Origin of the sequence: Leisingera coralii (assembly GCF_049056525.1) — a bacterium.
GTDB lineage: Bacteria > Pseudomonadota > Alphaproteobacteria > Rhodobacterales > Rhodobacteraceae > Leisingera > Leisingera coralii.
The window spans coordinates 11,564-30,527 of the sequence record NZ_JBHUPT010000046.1 but is presented as its reverse complement, the minus strand read 5'-3'; the positions used below and the strand labels follow the sequence as shown (position 1 = coordinate 30,527).

Genomic DNA, 18,964 nt, shown 5'->3' with positions numbered 1-18,964 from the left:
CTACCGGATGCCCGCAGCCTTCCGGCTAGCCACCGCCGGGTGCGGGGCGTCAGGTGCCAGCAGTCCGCTTGCGAAATTGTCAAACGCCTGCGCCGCAACTGTTACCCGGTAGGCGTCTGCGGCAGCCCGGGCCAGGGCCAGCCGGCGTTCGTCCGGCGGGGTCTGCAGGCTCCGTATCATGGTCTGGGCCAGCGCCTGCACGTCACCGGGTGGCACCAGTTCGCCCAGCGTGCCGTCCTGCAGGATCGCCTGCGGCCCCAGGCAGCGGCTTGCCACCAGCGGGGTGCCGGCCGCCATCGCCTCAACCGCGACATTGCCGAAACCTTCGCGCCGCGACGGCAGCACCGCCAGCTCCGCACGGGCAAAGTCGCGCAGCAGGTCCGCGGAATAGCCCATCAGCCGAACCTTGCCGCCAAGGCCCAGCTGCTGCACCAGTGCCTCCAGCGCTGCCCGCTCCGGCCCGGTGCCGTAAATCAGCAGCTCTGTCTGCGGCAGGGCTTTCTGCACATCCGCAAAGGCGCGGATCAGCACATCATGGCCCTTGTCCGGGATCAGCCGCCCGGCTGCAACGATCCGCCCCGGCAGACGTGCAGGCGCATTATCACGCAGCCGTGCCAGCTCCGCCCCGTCAAGAACCGGGTTCGGCAGACTGGCCGCCGGCGGCCCCGGCAGACTCAGCGCGGCTTGCCAGCCGGTGCCGATGGCCTCAAGCGGCACCGCCAGCCGGTCCGCCCGCGGATACAGCACGCGGATCAGCAGCTTGCGCAGCCAGGGGTGGCGGGCCTTGGCCAGGTAGTCCTCGGCCGTCGTGTGCTCAGAGATCACCAGCCGCGGACGCTGCTTGGGCGGCAGCATCGCGACCGCCAGAACTGCAGACAGGTTCATCGCATTGGTGCCGGAGTAGACCAGCGCCGCCCGCTGCTGCCGCAGTAGCCGTGCCAGCGCCCAGGCGCGCGGCAGCAGGCCCCTGCCGCCGCAGCTCAGCACCGGCACATCGCCGGGCAGGGCTTTCAGCAGCTCGCCTTCGCAGCGGTTCAGGATCAGCACCGGCGCCCAGCGGCGGCGGTCAAGGCTGCACAGCAGCGATTTCACCACCACTTCGATCCCGCCCGCCTTCAGGTGCGGCAGGGCAAAGGCAATTGTTTGCGGCTGTGCTGCATTCATGTCCCGTTCCGGCGGCGCAATCTCCGGGTCAAACCGGAAACGGGCCCTATATCCTTAGCTTGTGTTTCATTGAGAGTAGCTCTGCCATGCCATTGCTCAAGTGCGGCCCGTGCGGCCGCCTGATTGCCATTCCTGCCCTTGCTGCGGCCTTGTGGGCAGGCGGCGGCGCAGTTGCGGGCCAGTGCCCCATGGACAGCCAATATTGGTCTTTTGATCAGGCCGGCGGGCATGGCGGGTTTTCCCATGTGCAGCTGCAGCGCGGCACGGCCGTCCTGGCCGAGGATCCCCTGCAGCCGGGCAACCGCGTGGCGCGGCTGACAGCGGGTCCCAAGAAGAGCGGCAAAGTCGGGAAGGCGGACTATGTCCACCGCTTTCAGCCTCTGCCGGCCGGGACCGTGATCCTGATGCAGGCGCGGATTTATTTCCCGCCGGGCACGCCGCTCAACAGCGTGATCCTGATGGACCTCGAATGCGCCTCTTGCGGGCTGGACACCAACCCGGGCGTGCGCCTTTACCTGCGCCGCGGGCTGTTGCGGGTAGACCGCTCCAAGATCGGCATCAAGGAGCCGTTTCTGCCGTCTGCGCCGCAGCGGGTGACTGCTGGAGTCTGGCACCAGCTCAGCTGGCAAGTGACGCTTGGCTCGGGAGAAAACGGGCGATCGGTGATCACGCTGGATGGTGAGGTGGTCAGCGATGCCCGCGGCACCACCTTGCTCACGCAAGAGATCGTGTCCCGCCACATGGATGTCGCAGTACGGGAGCAGGCTGACCGCTTCCAGGTCGGGCTGACCGCCAATTCAAACCCGCAAGCGGCGGAAATGTTGCTGGACGATGTCCGTTTCTGCCAGCTCTGACAGGCGATTTCAGCAGACCCGGTGCAGCGCCTCGCAGATCCGCGCCGCATCCGACGGCCTCAGGCCCGGATGCACCGGCAGCCGCAGCACCGATCGCTTCAGCGCCTGCGCTTCGGGATGGCCGGACAGATCCACCGCCGGGTGGAACTGACGCCAGAAGCGCACGGACTGGATGCCCGCGGCCTGTAAGGCGGCATGCACCCTGTCCGCCTGCGGAGTGAACAGCGGAAAGAAGGCGGGGCAGGCGCCCTCCGGCAGGTCCGGCAGCAGCGGCCGCATACCTGCCCGCCGCGGCACCCCCTCCTGCAGTGCCTTGTAATTGGCACGGTGCGCCGCTCGGGTGGCACCCGCATCCGTCAGGCGCAGCAAAAGCCGGGTCAACAGTGGAATCCGGCCGGCCATATCGGCAGGGTCTATGCCCGCCCGCGGGTGCCAGGCCTCCAGCTGCGCAGGCGCGGCTTCAGCGGCGGCCCGGACTGGCGGCGGGGCGGAAACCGAGCGCCGCAGTACCCCCTTGAACCCGGCCAGCACCGGCCGCAGCGGGGCGGGCGACAGCCGCGCCAGGGCACCGGGCCGGGCCTGGCGCAGCCACAGCGCGCCGCCGTCCGGCAAGGGCAGGGTCTTGACCAGGCTGAACACCGACATATCCCCCTTCTGTCCCAGCGGGGTGCCGTCCGGGCCGCAGGAAAACAGCCCCAGTGCCAGATCCTCGATCAGTACGGCGCCGAATTCCTCCGCCAGCGCTCGCACAGCCTCCACGGGCTGCGGATAGCCAAAATAGTGAATGGCATAGACCGCGGCCGTGCCGCCTTGCTGCAGCTGGCGCCGCAGATCCTCCAGATCGGCCGACAAGTCGGCTTGCAACCGGTACAGCCCGGTCCGCAGCCCGGCGGCCAGAACTGCATCGGCCTCGGACCCGCAATGCCAGGCCGGCAGCAGCACCTTGGCCCCCTGCGGCAGCCCCAGCACGCGCAAGCCCTCGCGGATCGCAAAGCGCCCGCTCCGGGTCAGGTGGGTGTGCGGGCTGTTGAACGGAAACGGCAGGCGGCTCCGCGGCTTGCGCAGCCGCAGCGGCGGCGACTTCTGGATCAGGACCGGGGCACTCATACCGCACCCCGGCGCACAGCCTTGCGCAAGGCTAGGCGGATCCGCGCGGTTTCCGGTACTCTCAACAGCGTTGCCACCGCCGCAAAGGCCAGCCCGCCGCAGACCGCAGACAGCCCGGCAACCGATAGCGTCTCCAAGCGCCCCGCCGCTGTGCGCGCTGCCGCCGATTGCACTGTCCAGAGCGCTGCCGCCGCTGCGGCAGAGGCCAGCGCCATAGCCGCAAAGGGACGCAGGTCCCGGAGCCGTACCAGCGGGCCGAGCGCATATGCCAGCCAGATGTAGAGAACACCCATCAGCAATGTCATCGATACCAGTGAGACCGCAGGCACTGTCAGCACGCCGTAATGGGGCAGAAACAGTAGGTTAAGCCCCACCCGGGCCGCTAGCGCCACCGTGATCGACGTGGCAATCATCCGGGCGTGCGGCAACTGCGGCACGGCAAATGTTGCCGACATCAGGGTTCCCAGCAGCGCGTTGACCACCAGCAGCGGCGCCAGCCAGGCAATGATGCTGGCCGTCTGCGCCACCGCCCAGGGCTCAAACGCGCCATGCCCAAGCAGCACGGACACCAGCGGCTTGTTCAGCATGAACAGCGCGACCGCAGCCGGCATCACAAACAGCATTGTTGCCCGCAGCGACACCAGCACGCTTTCGCGGAAGGCATCGTGATTGCCCCGCGCCAGATGGCTTGCAAACTCGGTGTAATACACGATGACCACGCTGCTGGTCACCACGCTGGGGGCCATATTGGTCATCCGCTGGGCAAACTCCAGCGTTGCCACGCCGCCCGTGCCGGTCATAGAGGCCATCGCCATGTCGATCCAGATCGCGGCCATCAAGTGGAATTGCGTCAGCAGCATCGCCCAGACGCGCCCCGGCGAGTAGCCCTGTTGCGGCACAGCCGCCGCGGCGGCCGTCCAATCCTGCGACAGCGCATGGCGGATGCAGAACGCAAAGACCACCGCCATCAGCACGGTGCCTGCCGCGATCGCCAGCGCAACTGCGCCCAGCCCGGCGGCAAACACCGGCACTGCCGCAACAATTGCCAAGGCAATCACCGCGCACAGCCGCGGCAGCAGCCTGGCAATCACCGGCAGGCTGAACAGCCGCAGCGCATTCAGCGTCGCCCCAGCCAGTGCCGTCGCCGCAGACAACGGCAGCACAACTATGAGGATCCGGAAATAAGCCTCAGCAGCCCGGCGCTGCTCTTCGGCAAAGCCGGGGGCCAGGAAGTCGACGATCTCTCCCGCCATTGCAAAAGCGGCGGCACACAGCACCGATGCAGCCAGAAACACTTGCCACAGGCGCCTGCGCAGATGCACTGACAGAGCCTCCAGCCCTTGGTTTTCCGCCAGCCGCACCAGGGGCGGTACTTGCAACAGCTGAAACGCCCGCTCCAGCCCGGCAGCGGCATTGGACACCAAGCGGCGGGCAAGGAAAAACGCGTCCGTGGCCGGGCCCGCGCCGAACAGGTTTGCAATTGCCAGGGCAATGATCAGGCTCAGCCCCATTCCGGCAGTTTTCCAGAAAGTGACGGAGATGATATTGCGCAGTGTTCCCCGCTGCTTCATAGGCGGCGCTTTCCGGAAACCAATAAATTTTCACCAGCTATTCAGCTTAGCTCCATTCTGAAACGCGGCCAGAAATTCGCGCATATTTTGTGCTGGGCGGTCTTGGCCTGGCACCGCCCGCAGTTGCTCCGCTTGCAGCGGGATGAGATATTTGCTGATATATTTCAGATGGTTGTCCGGCACTAATCCCTTAGGCGTATGCCGGTTGGCCAATTGACACGAATCGCGCCCTTACGTTCCATCGGGCATGGGGGAAGACACAGCGTTCACTGGCCGGTTGTGGGAGCGGCGGTGACCGGACTTGTGGAAATTTCGCATATACTGGGAATTGTACGGGGGTTACAGTGAACCGGGTATTTTTTCGTGGGTCAGCCGGGGGAGCTGATCCCGCGCCGCGCATTTATGGAAAAAATGGCGCGCAGCCGAGGCGGGCCGGACCAGCAGCCCGGCCGGATCTGCGGGGCGCGCCGCGCAGCGGAACCGCCGGGGCGGCGGCCGCCGCCAGCGCGCCCAGAGGGCTGCTGAGCGGTGCCGCACTGCGGACCGGCTACATGCCCACCAGGCCGGTGCTCGATGCGGTGGTCAACCGCGGGCTGGCGCTGATGCTGCTGCCGCTTGTCAGCCCGCTGATGCTGCTGATCATCCTCATGCAGAAGGTGCTGGTCCGCGGCCCGGTTTTCTATTCCGGGCCGCGACTGGGCAAGGACCGCAGGGAATTCAACATTCTCAAATTCCGCACCCTCAGCTTCAAGGCCGGCACCGTCACCCGCGACCGGACCCTGCCGCGCCGCTCGATGACGGAAACCCGCATCGGGATCTACCTGCGCCGCTCACGTCTGGACGAGCTGCCGCAGCTGATCAACATCCTGCGCGGCGATATGGTCTTTTTCGGGCCGCGTCCGATCCGCCCGGAGATCGAAGACGTCTACCGAGAGGAAGTGCCCGGTTACGAGGAGCGTTTCCGCATTCGCCCCGGCCTGGTCGGCTTTGCCCAGGCGCTGATGACTCATGAAACGCCCAAAGCGCTGCGCGCCAGGTTCAACCGCATGTGCGTCCGCACACCGGTCCGCTACGGTGCGGCTTTCGGTTTTCTGGCTTATGTCGGTTACTGTGTTCTGCGCAAATCCGCCCGCCTGGCCGCCTCGGGGATTGCAGACCAGTTCCGCCCGCTGGCCGAACACAAATGGCTGCGTACCGGCTTTAACCGGCCGCCGGACAGCAAGGTGGAGCTCTGTTCGGGCAACAATACCCATGTCGGCGCAATCTGCGGCATCTCGGATGAAATCCTGCAATTCGTAGCCACCCGCCCGTTTCCCGAGGGCGAGCATTTGCTGATGCTGGTGCGCAAGCGCAAATCCGGCCGGGTGTGCCGGTTCACCGTGCGGGCGAAAATCGAACACAGCGAACCCATCGGCATCGGGCGCAGCGGGTTTGCCCATTATGCGACATATTCCACCAATTCGATCGCAGCCAAGCATTTTGTCGAAAGGTATCTGTTGCAGTCTTCGGTGATTTCCTCATGACCGGGGGCAGGCGGCAGCGCGGGCGCAGCCGCCCGCCCAGCACAGTTCCGGGGGCGGCGGGCGTGGCCGCCCATTACCTCCAGCTGCTGCGGTACTACCGGGTCCTTGTCGCCTTCACCTTTGTGTTTCTGGTGGGTGGCACCGCCGCGTTCAGCACACTTCTTCTCCATGCTTCACCGGTTTACAGGGCCTCAGCCAAAGTCTCGCTGCTGCCGACGCCAATCGAGCTGGCGTACAGCCAGAACTTCGTGCGCTCGACCACGATCAATCCGGCGAATCTGCTGACGCAAACCCACATCGAATACCTTCTGAGCCGGGAAATCGCAGCCAAGACCCTGGAGCGGATCGCAGCAGAGTTTCCGCCAAGGCAGCCGCCGGCGGCTGTGCCGGAAGCGGCGGCTCCGGCCGGGCTTGGACAGCAGATCATCCAGCGGGTCGTCAGTTTCCGCCGCTATTTCCGGCAGCTCTACAATACGCTGAATTCCGGCAGGCATGTGGTGCTGGACCCGCGGACCGATACCGTGCTGGCGCTGCAGGATTCGATCCATGTAGAGATGGTCGAAGGCACCTATATCATGAAAATCAAGGTCTTTTGGGGCGAACCCCGCCTTGCGGCTGCGGCGGCCAATTTCGTGGCTGAGGAATATGTGGCGCATGCCAGGGCCCAGGCAGAGGCTGCTTCGCTCCAGCTGGAGGCCGCCTTGCGCCAGGAAATCATCAAGGGCGACGGCAACTTCGCGGAACTGGAGGAGCAGATCAGCACGCTGCGGATGGCCCGGACCAGCAATTTCGCCGCGCTGCGGGTCATCGACCCCGCGATGGTGCCCGTCTATCCGGTCTTTCCGCGGGTGATCGTGAATACCGTTTTTGCGTTTGCCGGCTGGATCATGGCCTCGGCCTTTCTGGTTATCAGCGCGGACACCTTTTCCAGAACCGTCAAGACCGAAGGCGACTTGCAGCGGCTGTTCGGGCCGCGGGGGCTGGGCGTCGTGCCGCTGCAGCGGCCAAGCCGGGCCAAGCTGGCGCAGATGGCCAAGGCAATGAACCTGCAATGCAACGCTGTTCCCAGCCATGGGGCGGTCACAGCCATTGGCAGCGACGTGGAAAGCCGCCGTTTGACCGCGGTAATCGAGGTTTCCTTACGGCGCCTGAAGGGCTGGCAGAAGCTGAAAGCCCAGAAACTGGAAAGCGCCGCCGCCTCGGAGGAGGAGCAAGGCAGAGGGGCCACGCTTCAGGCAGTAGCCAGCGGCCGCAGTGAGACGGTTGTCCAGCTTGGGCGGCTGCTGGACGGGCGCAGTGAGCCGACGCCTGCAAACGGGGTTAAAGTGACGGACTTGGGCGGCGCCGATGAGAGTTTTTGCATGAGCAAGGCCAGGGGTTTCAACTGGGTTGTGATCGGGATCCGTCCCGGCACCGTGGCAGAGGAAACGCTGCAGGGGCTGACCGCCCGGCTGCAGGCGCAGGGCGTGGAGAATGTCTTTGGCGTGATGCTGAGGGACTGAAGGGAGGCAGCGGAGCGTGCGGCAGAACTGCAGATCTTTTGCCAGCGGCCGCCGCAAGGCGGAGCGGCGCCTGGCGCTGGCCATTTGGGGCACCGGCATCGCCACCATCCTGTTTGCCTGGGGGCTGCTGGCTTGGGGCGGGCCGTATTCCGCACTGTTTCCGGCGGGGGGGATGCCCGACTGGTCCGGGCTGCCAGTGCTGGCCGGCTGGCTGTGGATCGCCGACGGCTGGATGCGGCAGCCCGGCGGAGTGCCCTGTCTGACCTGGCACAGCGTCAGCGCCGACGCCGCCTGGCTGCCCTGGGCGGCCGAGACCTCGGTGCGCCCTGAAACCCTGGACCGCCAGTTCACACTTTTACGGCGGATGGGGTGCACGGTGATGGACACCGGGGAATTCATCCGCCGCCGCCGCGCCTGCCAGCCGGTCCCGCCGGGCACGGTGCTGCTGCATTTCGATGACGGCTATCTCGACAATTGGGTGGCGGCAGCACCGATCCTGCGCCGCCACGCTATGCGCGCCACCCTCTTTATCTCGCTGGAATTCGCCGCCCCGGACCGGGTGCCGCCGCAGACATTGGACGACACCAGCCGCCCGGACCGCTGGGACGGCTACCTCAGCTGGCGCGAGATCCGGGCGCTGGACCAGGCGGGGCCGGACAAGGTGTTCGACGTTCAGCCGCACGGGGTGGATCACATCCGGGTGCCGGTCGGTCCGCGTGCGGTCGGTCAGCTGACCCGCGAAAACTGGAAACAGCACGCTTGGATGCAATGGGCCGCCACGCGCGGCAGCAAGCATGACTGGTACCTGGCCGAGAAACCGCCTGCCGTCCCCGCTGGAACAGCAATCCCGGAAAGCGACGCGGCACTGGCCGCACCCGCCTATGAAGGCGGCCGGCGCGAGAGCGCAGCGGCCTATGCCGCCCGGGTCCGCGCCGAGCTGGCCCGCTGCCGCACCGAATTCAAGGCTCGCTTGGGCAAGACGCCGGATCTGTTCTGCTGGCCGCAGAACCGGACCTCAGCGCTCGCCCGCGGCATCGCCGCCGAAGAGGGTTACATTGCCACCACCGCAGGCCGGGGGACGAACCGGGCCAGCGAGGATCCGGCGGTGATCAGCCGGGTGCACGTGGGGGAAAACACCGCCGGCTTTGCCAGCGCCCGCATCGACGCCTGGCATTTCCGCGCCACGGTGCGCTGCTTCCAAGGCAATTACTATTGGTACCTGGTGATCCTGGCGGCAGGCCTCAGCAAGACGCTGCACAAGCGCCTGAAGCGGCGCAGCAAGCGCAGTCAGCGGCGCCGGGGGCCACGCGCGGCATGATCTGGCGGCTGACCGGATATCTGCTGCTGGCGGTAGGTCTGTTGTTTCTGGCGCTGCTGCTGATCAGTTTCACCGCCGGCTCGCCCAAGATGGGGCTGCTGCTGGTGCCAGGGATGGCCGCAGGCGGGCTGGTCGCCTTGCATCCCTTTGCCGCGCTGATGCTGCTGGTCACCTTCTCCCATCTCGACGCGCTGGCCGGACTCCTGTCGAAAGCGCTGCCGCTGTCAGCCTTCAAACTGCTGACCGCGGCGGCGCTGGGCGGGCTGCTGCTGCAAAGCTGCCACACCCCGCGGCATCTGCGGCTCGGCCCGCCCAGCCAGACCAGGTCGCTGGTTGTGCTGTTCCTGATCTGGCTCTGCATCTCCTATCTGACCTGCAAGTACTCCGGGGCCGGCAAGGAGCATGTGATCGGTTTCGCCAGCGTGGTCGTGCTGTTTTTCCTGATCGTGGCCCTGGCCGATACCCCTGGACGGCTGCGCGGCCTGGTCTGGGTGCTGGTGGGCACCGGGCTGGTCTCCGGCCTGTTCGTGGTGGCCGAAAGCGTTCTGGGCGTGAGGCTGGTGGCGACCGAGGCCGCCGCCACCACCGCCGCGTTCGAGGGCCAGGCCCGCAGCGCCGGCGCCTCCAACTACAACCCGACAACGGCGGCGCACATGCTGCTGTGCACGGTGGTGATTGCCGCTGTTTTGTTCTTTGAACACAAGCCGATGCGGTGGTTCAGCGGCGCGGTGGTGCTGATCGGCATGGCCGGGCTGGTCCTGACGCTGGCGCGTTCGGCCGCCATAGCCCTTGCGCTGATTGCACTGGTCTACATGTGGCACAACCGCAGGCACCGCCTGTTCCCGCTGGCGCTGGTCTGCCTGGCTGCCGCTGCCGCCGCCGCGATGCCCTTTGTGCCCGAGGTTTACTGGGAGCGGATGGGCACGATGTTCGAGCAGGGCTCCGACCGGACCCTGCTGCGGCGGTTGTCCTACAACCTGATCGGGCTGCAGCTGCTGTGGGAGAACCCGGTTTTCGGTGTCGGCCCGGGCAATTACCCGCATTACTATGCCGGGGAAGAGTTCCGCTGGTACCCGGGCCGCGAGCCAGGGCCGCGGCAGCTGCACAACAGCTATCTGGAAGTCGCCGCCGAGCTGGGTCTGATCGGGCTGGCGCTGTTTCTCGGCGTGATGATCAGCGCGATGAAGGCGGCTCTGCAGGCCGCGCGGGCGGAGGTGGCGGGCCTGTCGGTATTTGCCAAGGCACTGGCCTATGGCTTTGCGGCTTTTTTGATCGCTTCGCTGTTCATGCCCAACGAGGACACTAAATTTATGTGGATCCTGCCCGCGCTGTGTGTGGCGGTCCGGCATCTCAGCCTTGGGGAAGGCGCCGGCCGTGCGGACTCCGGCCATTCGGACATCAGCCAGCCAAACTCTGGCGCAGCGGGCAGCGGGGATGGGGGAAATTGACATGCGGCTGGCGGTCATCGTCACGGAATACCCGAAATTTACCGAGACCTTCATACTTCGGGATGTACTGAAGTTCCTGGAGTTCGGGGCCGAGGTGCGGCTCTATCACTTGTCGCCCTACAACACGTCCGAAGTGCTGCATGATTTTGCCCGGCCGACCCGGGCCATTGCCCGCCATGCCGGGCTGCTGAGCCCGCGCACCCTGGCCAGTTTCGGTGCGCAGCTGGGCCGGATGGCCGGGCCGCTTGCCGCCATCGGGGCGCAGCAGGGCGGCAAGCCAATGCTGGCGGGAAAATCCGCGGTGGTCTCGGTGGCCGCCTGTGCCATCGCCCGCGAGCTGGCGGACTGGGGCGCCGACCACATCCACGCGGAGTTTGCCGGCCATCCGGCGACGGCGGCCTGGGTGATTCACCGGCTGACCGGCATTCCCTATTCGGTCAGCTGCCGGGCGCATGACATCTTCCGCACCCAGCGGCTGCTGGCGGAAAAGCTGGGCGAGGCGGCCTTTGTGCGCACCATCAGCAACTACGGGCGCGATTTCCTCGCCAGTAATGTCCGCGGCCTGCGCGCCGAGGAGATACAGGTGATTCACTCCAGCGTCGATGTGGAGGCGATCCCGCAGCTTGGCCCGCCGCCGCAAAAGGGGCCGTTTCATGTGGTCTATGTCGGCTCTCTGCAGGTGCGCAAAGGGGTGGATCTGCTGCTGCGGGCACTGGCGGCGGTGGAGATCCCGGACTGGCGCTGCTCCCTGGCCGGTGACGGGCCGGAGCGTGGCAGGTTGCAGGCGCTGACGGCTGAGCTGGGGCTGGGGGACCGGGTCTCCTTCCTGGGCAAGCAGGATTTCGCGGCGGTAAGCCGGCTGTATGAAACCGCCAATGTGATCGCGGCGCCCTCGGTGATCGGGCCGTCAGGCCGGACCGAAGGTATTCCCAATGTGGCGATCGAAGGGCTGGCGTTCCAGCGGCCGGTGATCTCCACCAACGTCTCGGGCATCCCCGAGCTGATCCGCCCCGGCCGGACCGGTTTCCTGATCGAGCCGGGCTCGGTGGTGCAGCTGCTCCAAGCGCTTGAGACCGTTCACGGCGATCCCGCTGCTGCCTATGCCATTGCCCGGCAAGGGCGGGCGCTGGTGGAGGCGGAATTCTCGCTGGCGGTCAATGCCAGGCGTCAGTTCGACCTGTTCCGGGCCCATTCCGCAGCAGCGCTGGGGAGGGCGGCGGAATGATCCTGCTGTTCTGGATGTGCGCGGGGCTGATCGCCTTTTCCCTGGTTGGATACGGCCTGCTCTGGTGCATTCTGGCCGCGTTGGCGGGCCGCCGCGCACCGCTGCCGCCGGAACAGCCCGTGCGCGCCACCGTGCTGATCGCCGCCCGCAATGAGGAGGCCGCGATACGGGCCAAGCTGGAGACCATCCTGGCGCAGGACTGCGGGCCGCATTGGGTTGACGTGCTGGTCGTCTCCGATGGATCGGAGGACGCCACGCTGGACCAGGCCCTGTCACTGAACAGCCCGCGCATCCGCGCCTTTCAGACGGCCGGGCATGGCGGCAAGGCGCAGGCGCTGACCGCTGGGCTGGCGCGGATCGAGGCGGATGTGGTGGTCTTTTCCGATGCCAACAGCATGCTGGCACCCGGCGCCTTGCGGCACCTGCTGGCCCCCTTTGCGCAGCCGGAAACCGGCGGCGTATGCGGGCGGCTGCAGCCGCAGCGCAAGCAGGGCCGCGGCGGCTGGCTGGCCCGCGCCGAGCGGCTGTTCTGGGCCTATGACTCTGCCCTGAAAGCGGCCGAGAACCGCCACGGCGGGGCGGTCTCGGCGCAAGGCACGCTGTATGCCATGCGGCGTGAACTGGTGCCGGAGCGTATTCCCGGCGACATGGCGGATGACTTCTATATCTCGGTGCAGGCCCCGGCGCAGCACCGCCGCCTGGTGTTCGAGCCGCGCGCGGTGGCGCAGGAGGCGGTGACCAGCCGCACCGGCGACGAATTCATGCGCCGGGTGCGCTCGACCGAACGCGGCTGGCGCGCGCTGTTGCGGATGCGGCGGCTGATGAACCCGGCCCGGCACGGGCTTTATGCGCTGCAGTTGATGTTTCACAAGGGGCTGCGCCGGATGGTGGCTTTTCTGCTGCCGCCGATGCTGCTGCTGAGCCTGGCCGCTGCAACCGAACAGGGCGGTATCTATACCCTGGCCCTGCTGGCCCAGCTGATCGTTTACGGCCTCGCTGCAGGCTCCCTGCTGCTGCCGCCGCTGGCGCGGCTGCCGGGGTCGGGGCTGGCCCGCTTCTTCGTGATCGGCCACGCCGCGATGGGCTTTGGCATCCTGCGGGCGATGGCCGGGGTGCGCAGCGTGCGCTGGGCGCCGGCCCGGAGGATGGCGGATGAATAGCCGTGCGGTCATCCAGCCCGCGCCGCCGGAGGCGCTGGAAGCCCGGGTTTTGACCCGCTGGGAGGAGTTTGCCGCGCTGGAGGCGGAGTGGCGCGCCATGCATGCTGCCTGCCGTGGGCGGTTGTTCTCCTCTTTCGACTGGCTGGCCGCGCAGCATGCAGGCTTCGGTCTGCCTGGCGAGCTGCGGATCTTCACGATCTGGCAGGCGCGCCGGATGGTGGCCGCCGCGCCGATGTGCCTTGTCCGCAAGCGGTTCAGCATGCTGCTGCCGTTCTTCCGGCCCCGGGTGCTGACGGGTTGGCTGTGCAGCCACTCCGGATTCTACGAGTTTCTGGCCACCAGCCGCGAAACCCTGCGGGCGCTGTTGGACGCGGTCTGCCGGGCTGCGCCGCAGGCCGGGATTGAACTGGCTGTGTTCCGGGTCTGCACCCGTGATGTGTTTACCACCCGATGCTTGCGCCTGGGCGGCCTGAGCCTGTGGCAGGACCGCGTGCAGGCCAGATCGCTGGCGGAAAACCTCAGCGATTGGGACAGCTACTGCCAGACCCGCAGCCGCGCGTTCCGCAAAAAGCTCCGTAACGGCGAGCGGCAGTTGCAGCGGGCCAAGGCGGAGACGGAGGTGTTCCGCACCGCGGACAATGCGCCGGTGCAGCGGGTGTTTGCCTTGGCGGAGCGGTCCCCGAAGCAGCGGCCGGAGTCCGGGCTTGCGGGCCTGCGCGGCGGCGCGTTTCTGAGCGAACTCTGGCACCGTTTTGCCGCGCGGGACAGCGGCGCCCTGATTCTGATGAGGGCCGGCGAACAGGACATTGCGTCCTTCTGCGCGGTCCGCTGCAAGGACACCTGGTATTGCCTGGCTGCGGACTGCGACACCGCGTTTTCGGAACTGTCGCCGCGCCGTTCCATCCTCTGCCAAGGCCTGCAGGCGCTGATCGGGGAGGGGACGGCTGCGCGGATCGACTTCGGACGGCGCAGCCGCTTCCTCAAGGACTTTGAAACCTCATCCTACCAGGTCCGGCGTCTGCGCGGGGTGCGGCGGGGCAGCCGCGCCCATTGGCTGCTCAAGCTTGAGGACATGCTGCGCAAGCTGACCAGGCTGCGGGGGCTGCTCCCGCACCACCAGCTGCGGCGGGCGGATGCCCTGAATAACGGCGGGAGGCTGTGACGATGCTGCAGCAGCTCAGAGGCCAAACGGCAGGCATTCGCGTCAGCATGGATCAGGAGCTGCCGCCCAGAACCCGCAGCAGGCTGCAGGCCTTTCTCGGCAGCTGTCCGCCTGCAACCTGGCTGCAGCACCCGGGGTTTACCGAAAACTGCCCGCCGCCGCCGCGCCACCGCTATCTGATGCTCACTGCCTATCTGCCGGATGGGGAGATTGCCGGTTTTGGCGCCGCACGCCTGACCCGGCTGGCACCAGGGCGTTATCTGGCAAATTTCCGGCGCGGACCGGTGACCCGAACGCCACAGGACCTAGCCCGGATCCTGCCAGGGTTTGCGGCGCGGTTGCGCCAGGCAGGCTGCTGCTCGATGCAGCTCAACCCGCGCTGGAGCGGCGAGGAGGCCTGCGCGCAGGTCCATGAAATTCTGGACACTGCGGGTGCGGCGCAACTGCCGGCCGCTGCGCAGTCGCAGCACAGGGCCACGGCGCTGGTCGCTCTGGACGGTACCCCGGAGCAGTTGCAGGCGCGGCTGAAACAGCGCTGCCGCCGTCAGATCCGCAAGGCGGAAAAGGCCGGTGTAACGGTGCGCCCGGCGGCCACCCTGGAGGAGGCTCTGCAGTTTGAGCCGCTGATGACGCGCTTCTTCCAGTCCCGGGGGCTGGGTCTCGAAGCGGTGCCGCCGGTGGCCGCGCAATGGCGGATGACGCGCTCCAAGGGCGCGTTTCTGCTGGCCTGGCAGCAGGAGCGGCTGGTGGCAGGCCACGTCATGATCGCCGATGGCAGCCGGGCTTTCTGGCTTGTTCTGGCGCGCAGCGAGGACAAGGCCAGCGCCGCTGCCGGCTACCCTCTTGTCTGGGAGGTGCTGAAGACCGCCCAGGCGCAGGGGTTTGCGCAGTACGACATGGCGGGCCCTGCATTTTCCGCGCGAGAGGGGGCAGCAGCCTCCACCGGGGACGGCAACCGCGCGCAGTTCAAATCGGCCTTCAACCCGGAAACGGTGCCGCTGGTGCCCGCCTATGTGCTGCCTTTGCGGATGCCCGCCCATGCACTGCTGTTCAACCTGCGCCGCGCCTATCAGGCATTGCGGCCGGAGTGGAGGTTCCGGGCATGAACACGCCGCACGCCACTCCGGTCTTTGTCCTGGGACTGCAGCGGTCCGGAACCACGCTCGCCGCCAACCTGCTGGCAGCCCAGCCGGGCATCGCGGCGGTTGCGGCGGAGCATCACCACGGGGTGCATGAAAGTGTCTACTTCTCGCATTTCAGCCCTGCGATGGAGCCCTGGCCCGGTCCCGGCTGGCGGGCCGATGCCGCGGGCGATTTCCTGCGCAGCGAGTATTACCGGCTGACCGGGCGGAGCCGCCAATGGGGCGAGGTGGCGGCGGAGGCCAGCGCCAGCCCGGCAGAGCTGTTCTGCCGGGTGATGGACGACCTGGCGCAGCGCCAGGGGGCCAGCGTCTGGGTGGAAAAATCCCCGCACCACACCTTGCTGGCCGACCGCATTGCCAAGGCGGTGCCATCGGCCTTGTTCCTGTGCGTGAGCCGGGCTAGTCCGGGGTTCCTGCGCTCGCGGCTATGGTCTTATGGCCGCTGTCCGCCGCCATACCCGCGCCGGGCGGTGCTGATCGGCCGCGCCTGTGCGTCCAACGTGTTCCACCGCCGCTGCATGCAGCGGCTGCGCAGGCAGCTGGGGAAAGACCGGGTTTTTGCGGCGGATTTTGAAGCCCTCCGGTCGGACCCAGGGCGCGCGCTGGCACCGCTGCTGGCCGCTGCGGGACTGCCGAACGCGGCGCTCCGGCCGCCCGGGTACGCCCCGAATTCCAGTTTTGCCAGCCAAAGCCAGCGCAAACAGGCGCTGACCGCAACGGACCTGGTCACAGTCAAAGTCTCGGAAACCCTGGCCCGGGCCGTGCCGCAAGTGCTGCTCTCGGCCTTGCAGCGGCGCATTGCCCGGCGGCGGCCAACCATGTTCCCGGCCTGGGTCTGGCCTGCCTCCGCAGCCGCGCCGGTCCGCGGATCCTTGCCGCACGGCCCGCTGGACGGGGGAGGACTCTGAAATGCAACCCCTGCGTATCGAGATTGCGGACAGCTTGCCTGCCTTGATGGCGCTGGAGGACCAGCTTGCGGCGCTGGCCGCTTCCACTGGTGCCGGGGCCTTTGACCGGCCCGGGTTTTTCCTGCCTTGGGCGCGTGCGGCCGCCGCCACGGGGCAGCGGCCGGCTTGCCTGTGCCTGTGGCGCGGCGCGGATCTGGCCGGGTTTGCCCCGGTGTTCCGCCGCCGCGACTGGAAGGCCTTGCTCGCCTGGCGGGGCGGCCCGCCGGTGTTCGGCTCGTCGCCGGCCTTTGACCTGCTTTTGGCTCCGGATGAAAACAGCCAGGAGCTGACCGCGGCCCTGGTGCAGGCGCTGGAGCGAATGCGCTGGATCGACCTGTCGTTTGCCAGCCTCCCCGAAGGCAACCGGCTGGCCCGCATTCTGAGCCAGGCGTTTGACAAGCAGGGCTACAGTGTCAGGCAAAGCCCGGGCCTGCGGTATTACTCTGTTGAAGGCGTGGCCAGCGGCGCCGAACTGGAGGCGCAGCTCAGCAGCAAGAACCGCCGCGCCCTGCGCTCCGCCGAGCGGAAAATGAACGGCTGCTGCGAGGTTTTGCTGCACACAGCCGAGACCGGGCCGGACCCGGCCGTCGAAATCCTGCGCAAGGTGGTGACCGCCAGCTGGAAGGATTGCCCGCGTATGCGCAGAAGCGGTCTGCAGCTGTACGAGGCGCAGATCCGCGGCTGTGCCAAAGACGGCACCCTGCGTTTCTGGTCTGCCTCCCATCAGGGGGAGCCGGTGGCCTTTGCCTTTGTTCTGGCGGAACAGCACGGGCCCTACCACGGGTATTTCACCGCGGTGACCGGCCTGGGCCGGGAGCTGGGGGCGGGAACGGCGCTGATGTATCAGAGCTTGAAGCACAGCCTGGATGAGGGTGCCTCGATGTTCAACCTGTGGACCACCCGGCATAATTTGAAACGGATGGCGAACAGCCGGCTGCGGACGGTCAGCCTGGATATCAGCCGCGCCGGCCTGGGTGCACGGATGCGCCTGTCAGCCGCGGAACAGCTGCGCCTGCTGCGGCAGGCCCTGCGCACGCAAAAGCCCCGCCCGCGGACCTGAGCTGAAGGCAGGCCTGCTTATGACGACTGGCAGAGGTATGTGCCGGGAGCGCGAACGCCGTGACTGTCTGGCAGGCCGCTGCGGGGCTACTGGCTTGGCACGGCAAAGCCGCCATTCAGGGCGCTGACGGCAAGGTCCGGGGTGCTGTTGCGGCTGGCCATCCGCTCCAGATTGACGATGGTCGACAGCATGATGCGGTCATGGCTCCAGTCGCTGGGACGCTGCAGCAGCATCGCCGTCGCCAGCACCGCGCCGGCCATGCCCAGGGACACCAGCCCCCAGCCCAGCGAGTTCTGACCCTGCGGCTGAACGGCGGTTACCGCGATAATGCGGCGCTGCAAGGAGGCTCCGCGGCGGGTTTCCCGGCGGTCGACCAGCGCCACCGCCGGGCTGCGGCGGGTGAACAGCGCGGGTCCGCGGGCGGCATGGGCGCAGGCACGGATCAGGCACTCGCAATAGGCCCGCACATCGAACCGCGGCCGCGCCATCAGTGCCTGGTCGCAAGCAAATTCGCGCAGCAGCCGGATTTCGTGCCGCCACAGGTAAAAGGCCGGGTTCCAGAACAGGGCGGGGCGCAGCATTTCCAGCAGGAATTCGCATTCGATGTCGCGCTGGCGGAAGTGCTGCAGCTCATGCGCGACGGTCAGGCGCAGATCGCGCGGGTCCTGCAGCAGAGCGGAGGGCAGCACCACATAGCGGCGGAACAGCCCGCGGGTGGAATAAGCTACGCGGATATCGTCGGACACCATCAGCTGCACCCGTCCGATCCGTTTCCAGGTAAAGGCGCTTGCCAGGTTCTGGCGCAGGCGGAAGACGGAAACAGCCACATGCGCAAGGCAGATCAGCGCCCCGGCGGCAAAGGCAGCGGCTGCCGCTTGTGCCCAGACCGGCTGCAGGCTGCTGAGATCACGCACGGCGTCTTCGCGCAGGCCGAGCAGCGACTCGAACCTGCCCGCGCTCATGCTGACATTGCCCTGCAGATACTGCGACACCAGCATGTCGGAGAAGTTCGGCGGATGCGCGATGACAAAATGAGTGAAGGCGAGGATCAGCGCAGGCGAGGCCGCCAGCAGGACCGTCATCCCGTTCAGCAGCCGCAGCTGCGGCTGGTAGGCACGGCCCAGCTTGCTGCGGGCCAGGATCTTGCGCGCGGCCAGCCACAGGGCCGCGCCCGCCAGCAGCAGGATATTCAGGTCGATATAGGCGTTCAGCAGAACCTCAGTTGGCATTGTCCCCCAGCCTTTCCTCCAAGAGCGCCCGCATCTCCTCGAGCATCTCGTCGGTCACATCCTCATCATCGACCAGCCGCGCCACCAGGGCGGCGGGCGCGCCGTTGAAAAGCTTGCTCGAAAGGTTCTTCAGAGATGTTTTCTGATACTCTGCCTTGGGAACGGCGGGGCGGTAGACCAGGGAGCGGTCTTTGCGCTCGCTGGTGAGAAAGCCCTTCTGCTCCATGATCTTGAGGACCGTGGCCACCGAGGTATAGGCGCGTTCCTGCACCTTGTTCAGCTCGGCCAGGATATCGCGCACGGTGCCGCCGCCCATGTCCCAGACGACGGTCATGAATTCCAGCTCGACTTCAGTCAGCAGGGAATTGTCGTGTTTCTTGCGCATCGCCTCGGCTGTCCGGCTCATTTGATCGTTCCAGTCATGCTAGGGGAAGGAGGCTCCCGTGAAAACTATTTTTTTAGAAGATGCGCGGCGGCGGGGGTTTTGTTGTCAAAATGTGCGCTGCCGCGCGAGTCTTTTCAGCAGGTTTGCGGGGTGATGGGCCAGTCTTT

17 protein-coding genes are annotated in these 18,964 nt (G+C 67.0%); 11 read left to right on the top strand and 6 right to left on the bottom strand.

All coding sequences use genetic code 11. The features are described from left to right. Positions 1–1,164 carry a glycosyltransferase gene (locus ACFMBG_RS15400; protein WP_421055583.1) on the bottom strand — a complete coding sequence of 388 codons (1,164 nt, stop codon included), beginning with the start codon at positions 1,162–1,164 and terminating at the stop codon, positions 1–3. 188 nt (positions 1,165–1,352) lie between these two features. Here ACFMBG_RS15400 and ACFMBG_RS15395 point away from each other — a divergent pair, with 188 nt between their 5' ends. Continuing rightward, positions 1,353–2,018, top strand: a complete 666-nt coding sequence (locus ACFMBG_RS15395) for a hypothetical protein (protein ID WP_421055582.1) — start codon at positions 1,353–1,355, stop codon at positions 2,016–2,018. Positions 2,019–2,027: 9 nt separating this feature from the next. On the opposite strand, the gene ACFMBG_RS15390 is transcribed toward ACFMBG_RS15395, so the two are convergent. From ACFMBG_RS15390 to ACFMBG_RS15380, 3 genes are read right to left on the bottom strand one after another with little or no spacing between them, the layout of a single operon-like run. Continuing rightward, positions 2,028–3,125 (bottom strand): DegT/DnrJ/EryC1/StrS family aminotransferase, encoded by a 1,098-nt coding sequence (locus ACFMBG_RS15390; RefSeq protein WP_421055581.1) that lies wholly within the window; start codon positions 3,123–3,125, stop codon positions 2,028–2,030. After that, complete coding sequence (locus ACFMBG_RS15385; RefSeq protein WP_421055580.1) at positions 3,122–4,696, bottom strand: lipid II flippase MurJ; 1,575 nt, start codon at positions 4,694–4,696, stop codon at positions 3,122–3,124. Before ACFMBG_RS15385 ends, ACFMBG_RS15390 begins: the two co-directional genes overlap by 4 nt. Positions 4,697–4,726: 30 nt before the next feature. Next, complete coding sequence (locus ACFMBG_RS15380; RefSeq protein ID WP_421055579.1) at positions 4,727–4,879, bottom strand: hypothetical protein; 153 nt, start codon at positions 4,877–4,879, stop codon at positions 4,727–4,729. Positions 4,880–5,247: 368 nt separating this feature from the next. Between ACFMBG_RS15380 and ACFMBG_RS15375 the strand changes: the two genes are divergently transcribed. Genes ACFMBG_RS15375 through ACFMBG_RS15330 form a run of 10 tightly spaced genes read left to right on the top strand, consistent with a single transcriptional unit; the run spans position 5,248 to position 17,183 of the window. Continuing rightward, on the top strand, positions 5,248–6,219 hold the full coding sequence (locus ACFMBG_RS15375; RefSeq protein WP_421055578.1) for a sugar transferase: 972 nt from the start codon (positions 5,248–5,250) through the stop codon (positions 6,217–6,219). After that, positions 6,216–7,721: a YveK family protein gene (locus ACFMBG_RS15370; protein WP_421055577.1), complete on the top strand. Its 1,506-nt coding sequence runs from the start codon at positions 6,216–6,218 to the stop codon at positions 7,719–7,721. Before ACFMBG_RS15375 ends, ACFMBG_RS15370 begins: the two co-directional genes overlap by 4 nt. Positions 7,722–7,737: 16 nt before the next feature. Next, positions 7,738–9,039 (top strand): polysaccharide deacetylase family protein, encoded by a 1,302-nt coding sequence (locus ACFMBG_RS15365; protein ID WP_421055576.1) that lies wholly within the window; start codon positions 7,738–7,740, stop codon positions 9,037–9,039. Next, entirely contained in the window at positions 9,036–10,487 is a 1,452-nt protein-coding gene (locus ACFMBG_RS15360; RefSeq protein ID WP_421055575.1) for an O-antigen ligase family protein, read from the top strand. The genes ACFMBG_RS15365 and ACFMBG_RS15360 overlap by 4 nt, the downstream gene beginning before the upstream one ends. Then, on the top strand, positions 10,474–11,712 hold the full coding sequence (locus ACFMBG_RS15355; protein WP_421055574.1) for a glycosyltransferase family 4 protein: 1,239 nt from the start codon (positions 10,474–10,476) through the stop codon (positions 11,710–11,712). Before ACFMBG_RS15360 ends, ACFMBG_RS15355 begins: the two co-directional genes overlap by 14 nt. After that, positions 11,709–12,872 carry a glycosyltransferase gene (locus ACFMBG_RS15350; protein ID WP_421055573.1) on the top strand — a complete coding sequence of 388 codons (1,164 nt, stop codon included), beginning with the start codon at positions 11,709–11,711 and terminating at the stop codon, positions 12,870–12,872. Before ACFMBG_RS15355 ends, ACFMBG_RS15350 begins: the two co-directional genes overlap by 4 nt. Then, positions 12,865–14,034 (top strand): GNAT family N-acetyltransferase, encoded by a 1,170-nt coding sequence (locus ACFMBG_RS15345; protein ID WP_421055572.1) that lies wholly within the window; start codon positions 12,865–12,867, stop codon positions 14,032–14,034. Before ACFMBG_RS15350 ends, ACFMBG_RS15345 begins: the two co-directional genes overlap by 8 nt. A 2-nt stretch (positions 14,035–14,036) precedes the next feature. Next, complete coding sequence (locus ACFMBG_RS15340; RefSeq protein WP_421055571.1) at positions 14,037–15,140, top strand: lipid II:glycine glycyltransferase FemX; 1,104 nt, start codon at positions 14,037–14,039, stop codon at positions 15,138–15,140. Next, a complete protein-coding gene (locus ACFMBG_RS15335) occupies positions 15,137–16,084 on the top strand; it encodes a sulfotransferase (protein WP_421055570.1) in 948 nt (315 codons plus the stop codon). Before ACFMBG_RS15340 ends, ACFMBG_RS15335 begins: the two co-directional genes overlap by 4 nt. 1 nt (position 16,085) lies before the next feature. Continuing rightward, positions 16,086–17,183 carry a GNAT family N-acetyltransferase gene (locus ACFMBG_RS15330; protein WP_421055569.1) on the top strand — a complete coding sequence of 366 codons (1,098 nt, stop codon included), beginning with the start codon at positions 16,086–16,088 and terminating at the stop codon, positions 17,181–17,183. Between the two features lie 86 nt (positions 17,184–17,269). Here the strand turns inward: ACFMBG_RS15330 and ACFMBG_RS15325 are convergent, their stop codons facing one another. Both ACFMBG_RS15325 and ACFMBG_RS15320 read right to left on the bottom strand, forming a co-directional pair. Beyond that, complete coding sequence (locus tag ACFMBG_RS15325) at positions 17,270–18,412, bottom strand: M56 family metallopeptidase (protein ID WP_421055568.1); 1,143 nt, start codon at positions 18,410–18,412, stop codon at positions 17,270–17,272. Then, positions 18,402–18,818: a BlaI/MecI/CopY family transcriptional regulator gene (locus ACFMBG_RS15320; protein ID WP_421055567.1), complete on the bottom strand. Its 417-nt coding sequence runs from the start codon at positions 18,816–18,818 to the stop codon at positions 18,402–18,404. Before ACFMBG_RS15320 ends, ACFMBG_RS15325 begins: the two co-directional genes overlap by 11 nt. Positions 18,819–18,964: the final 146 nt, after the last annotated feature.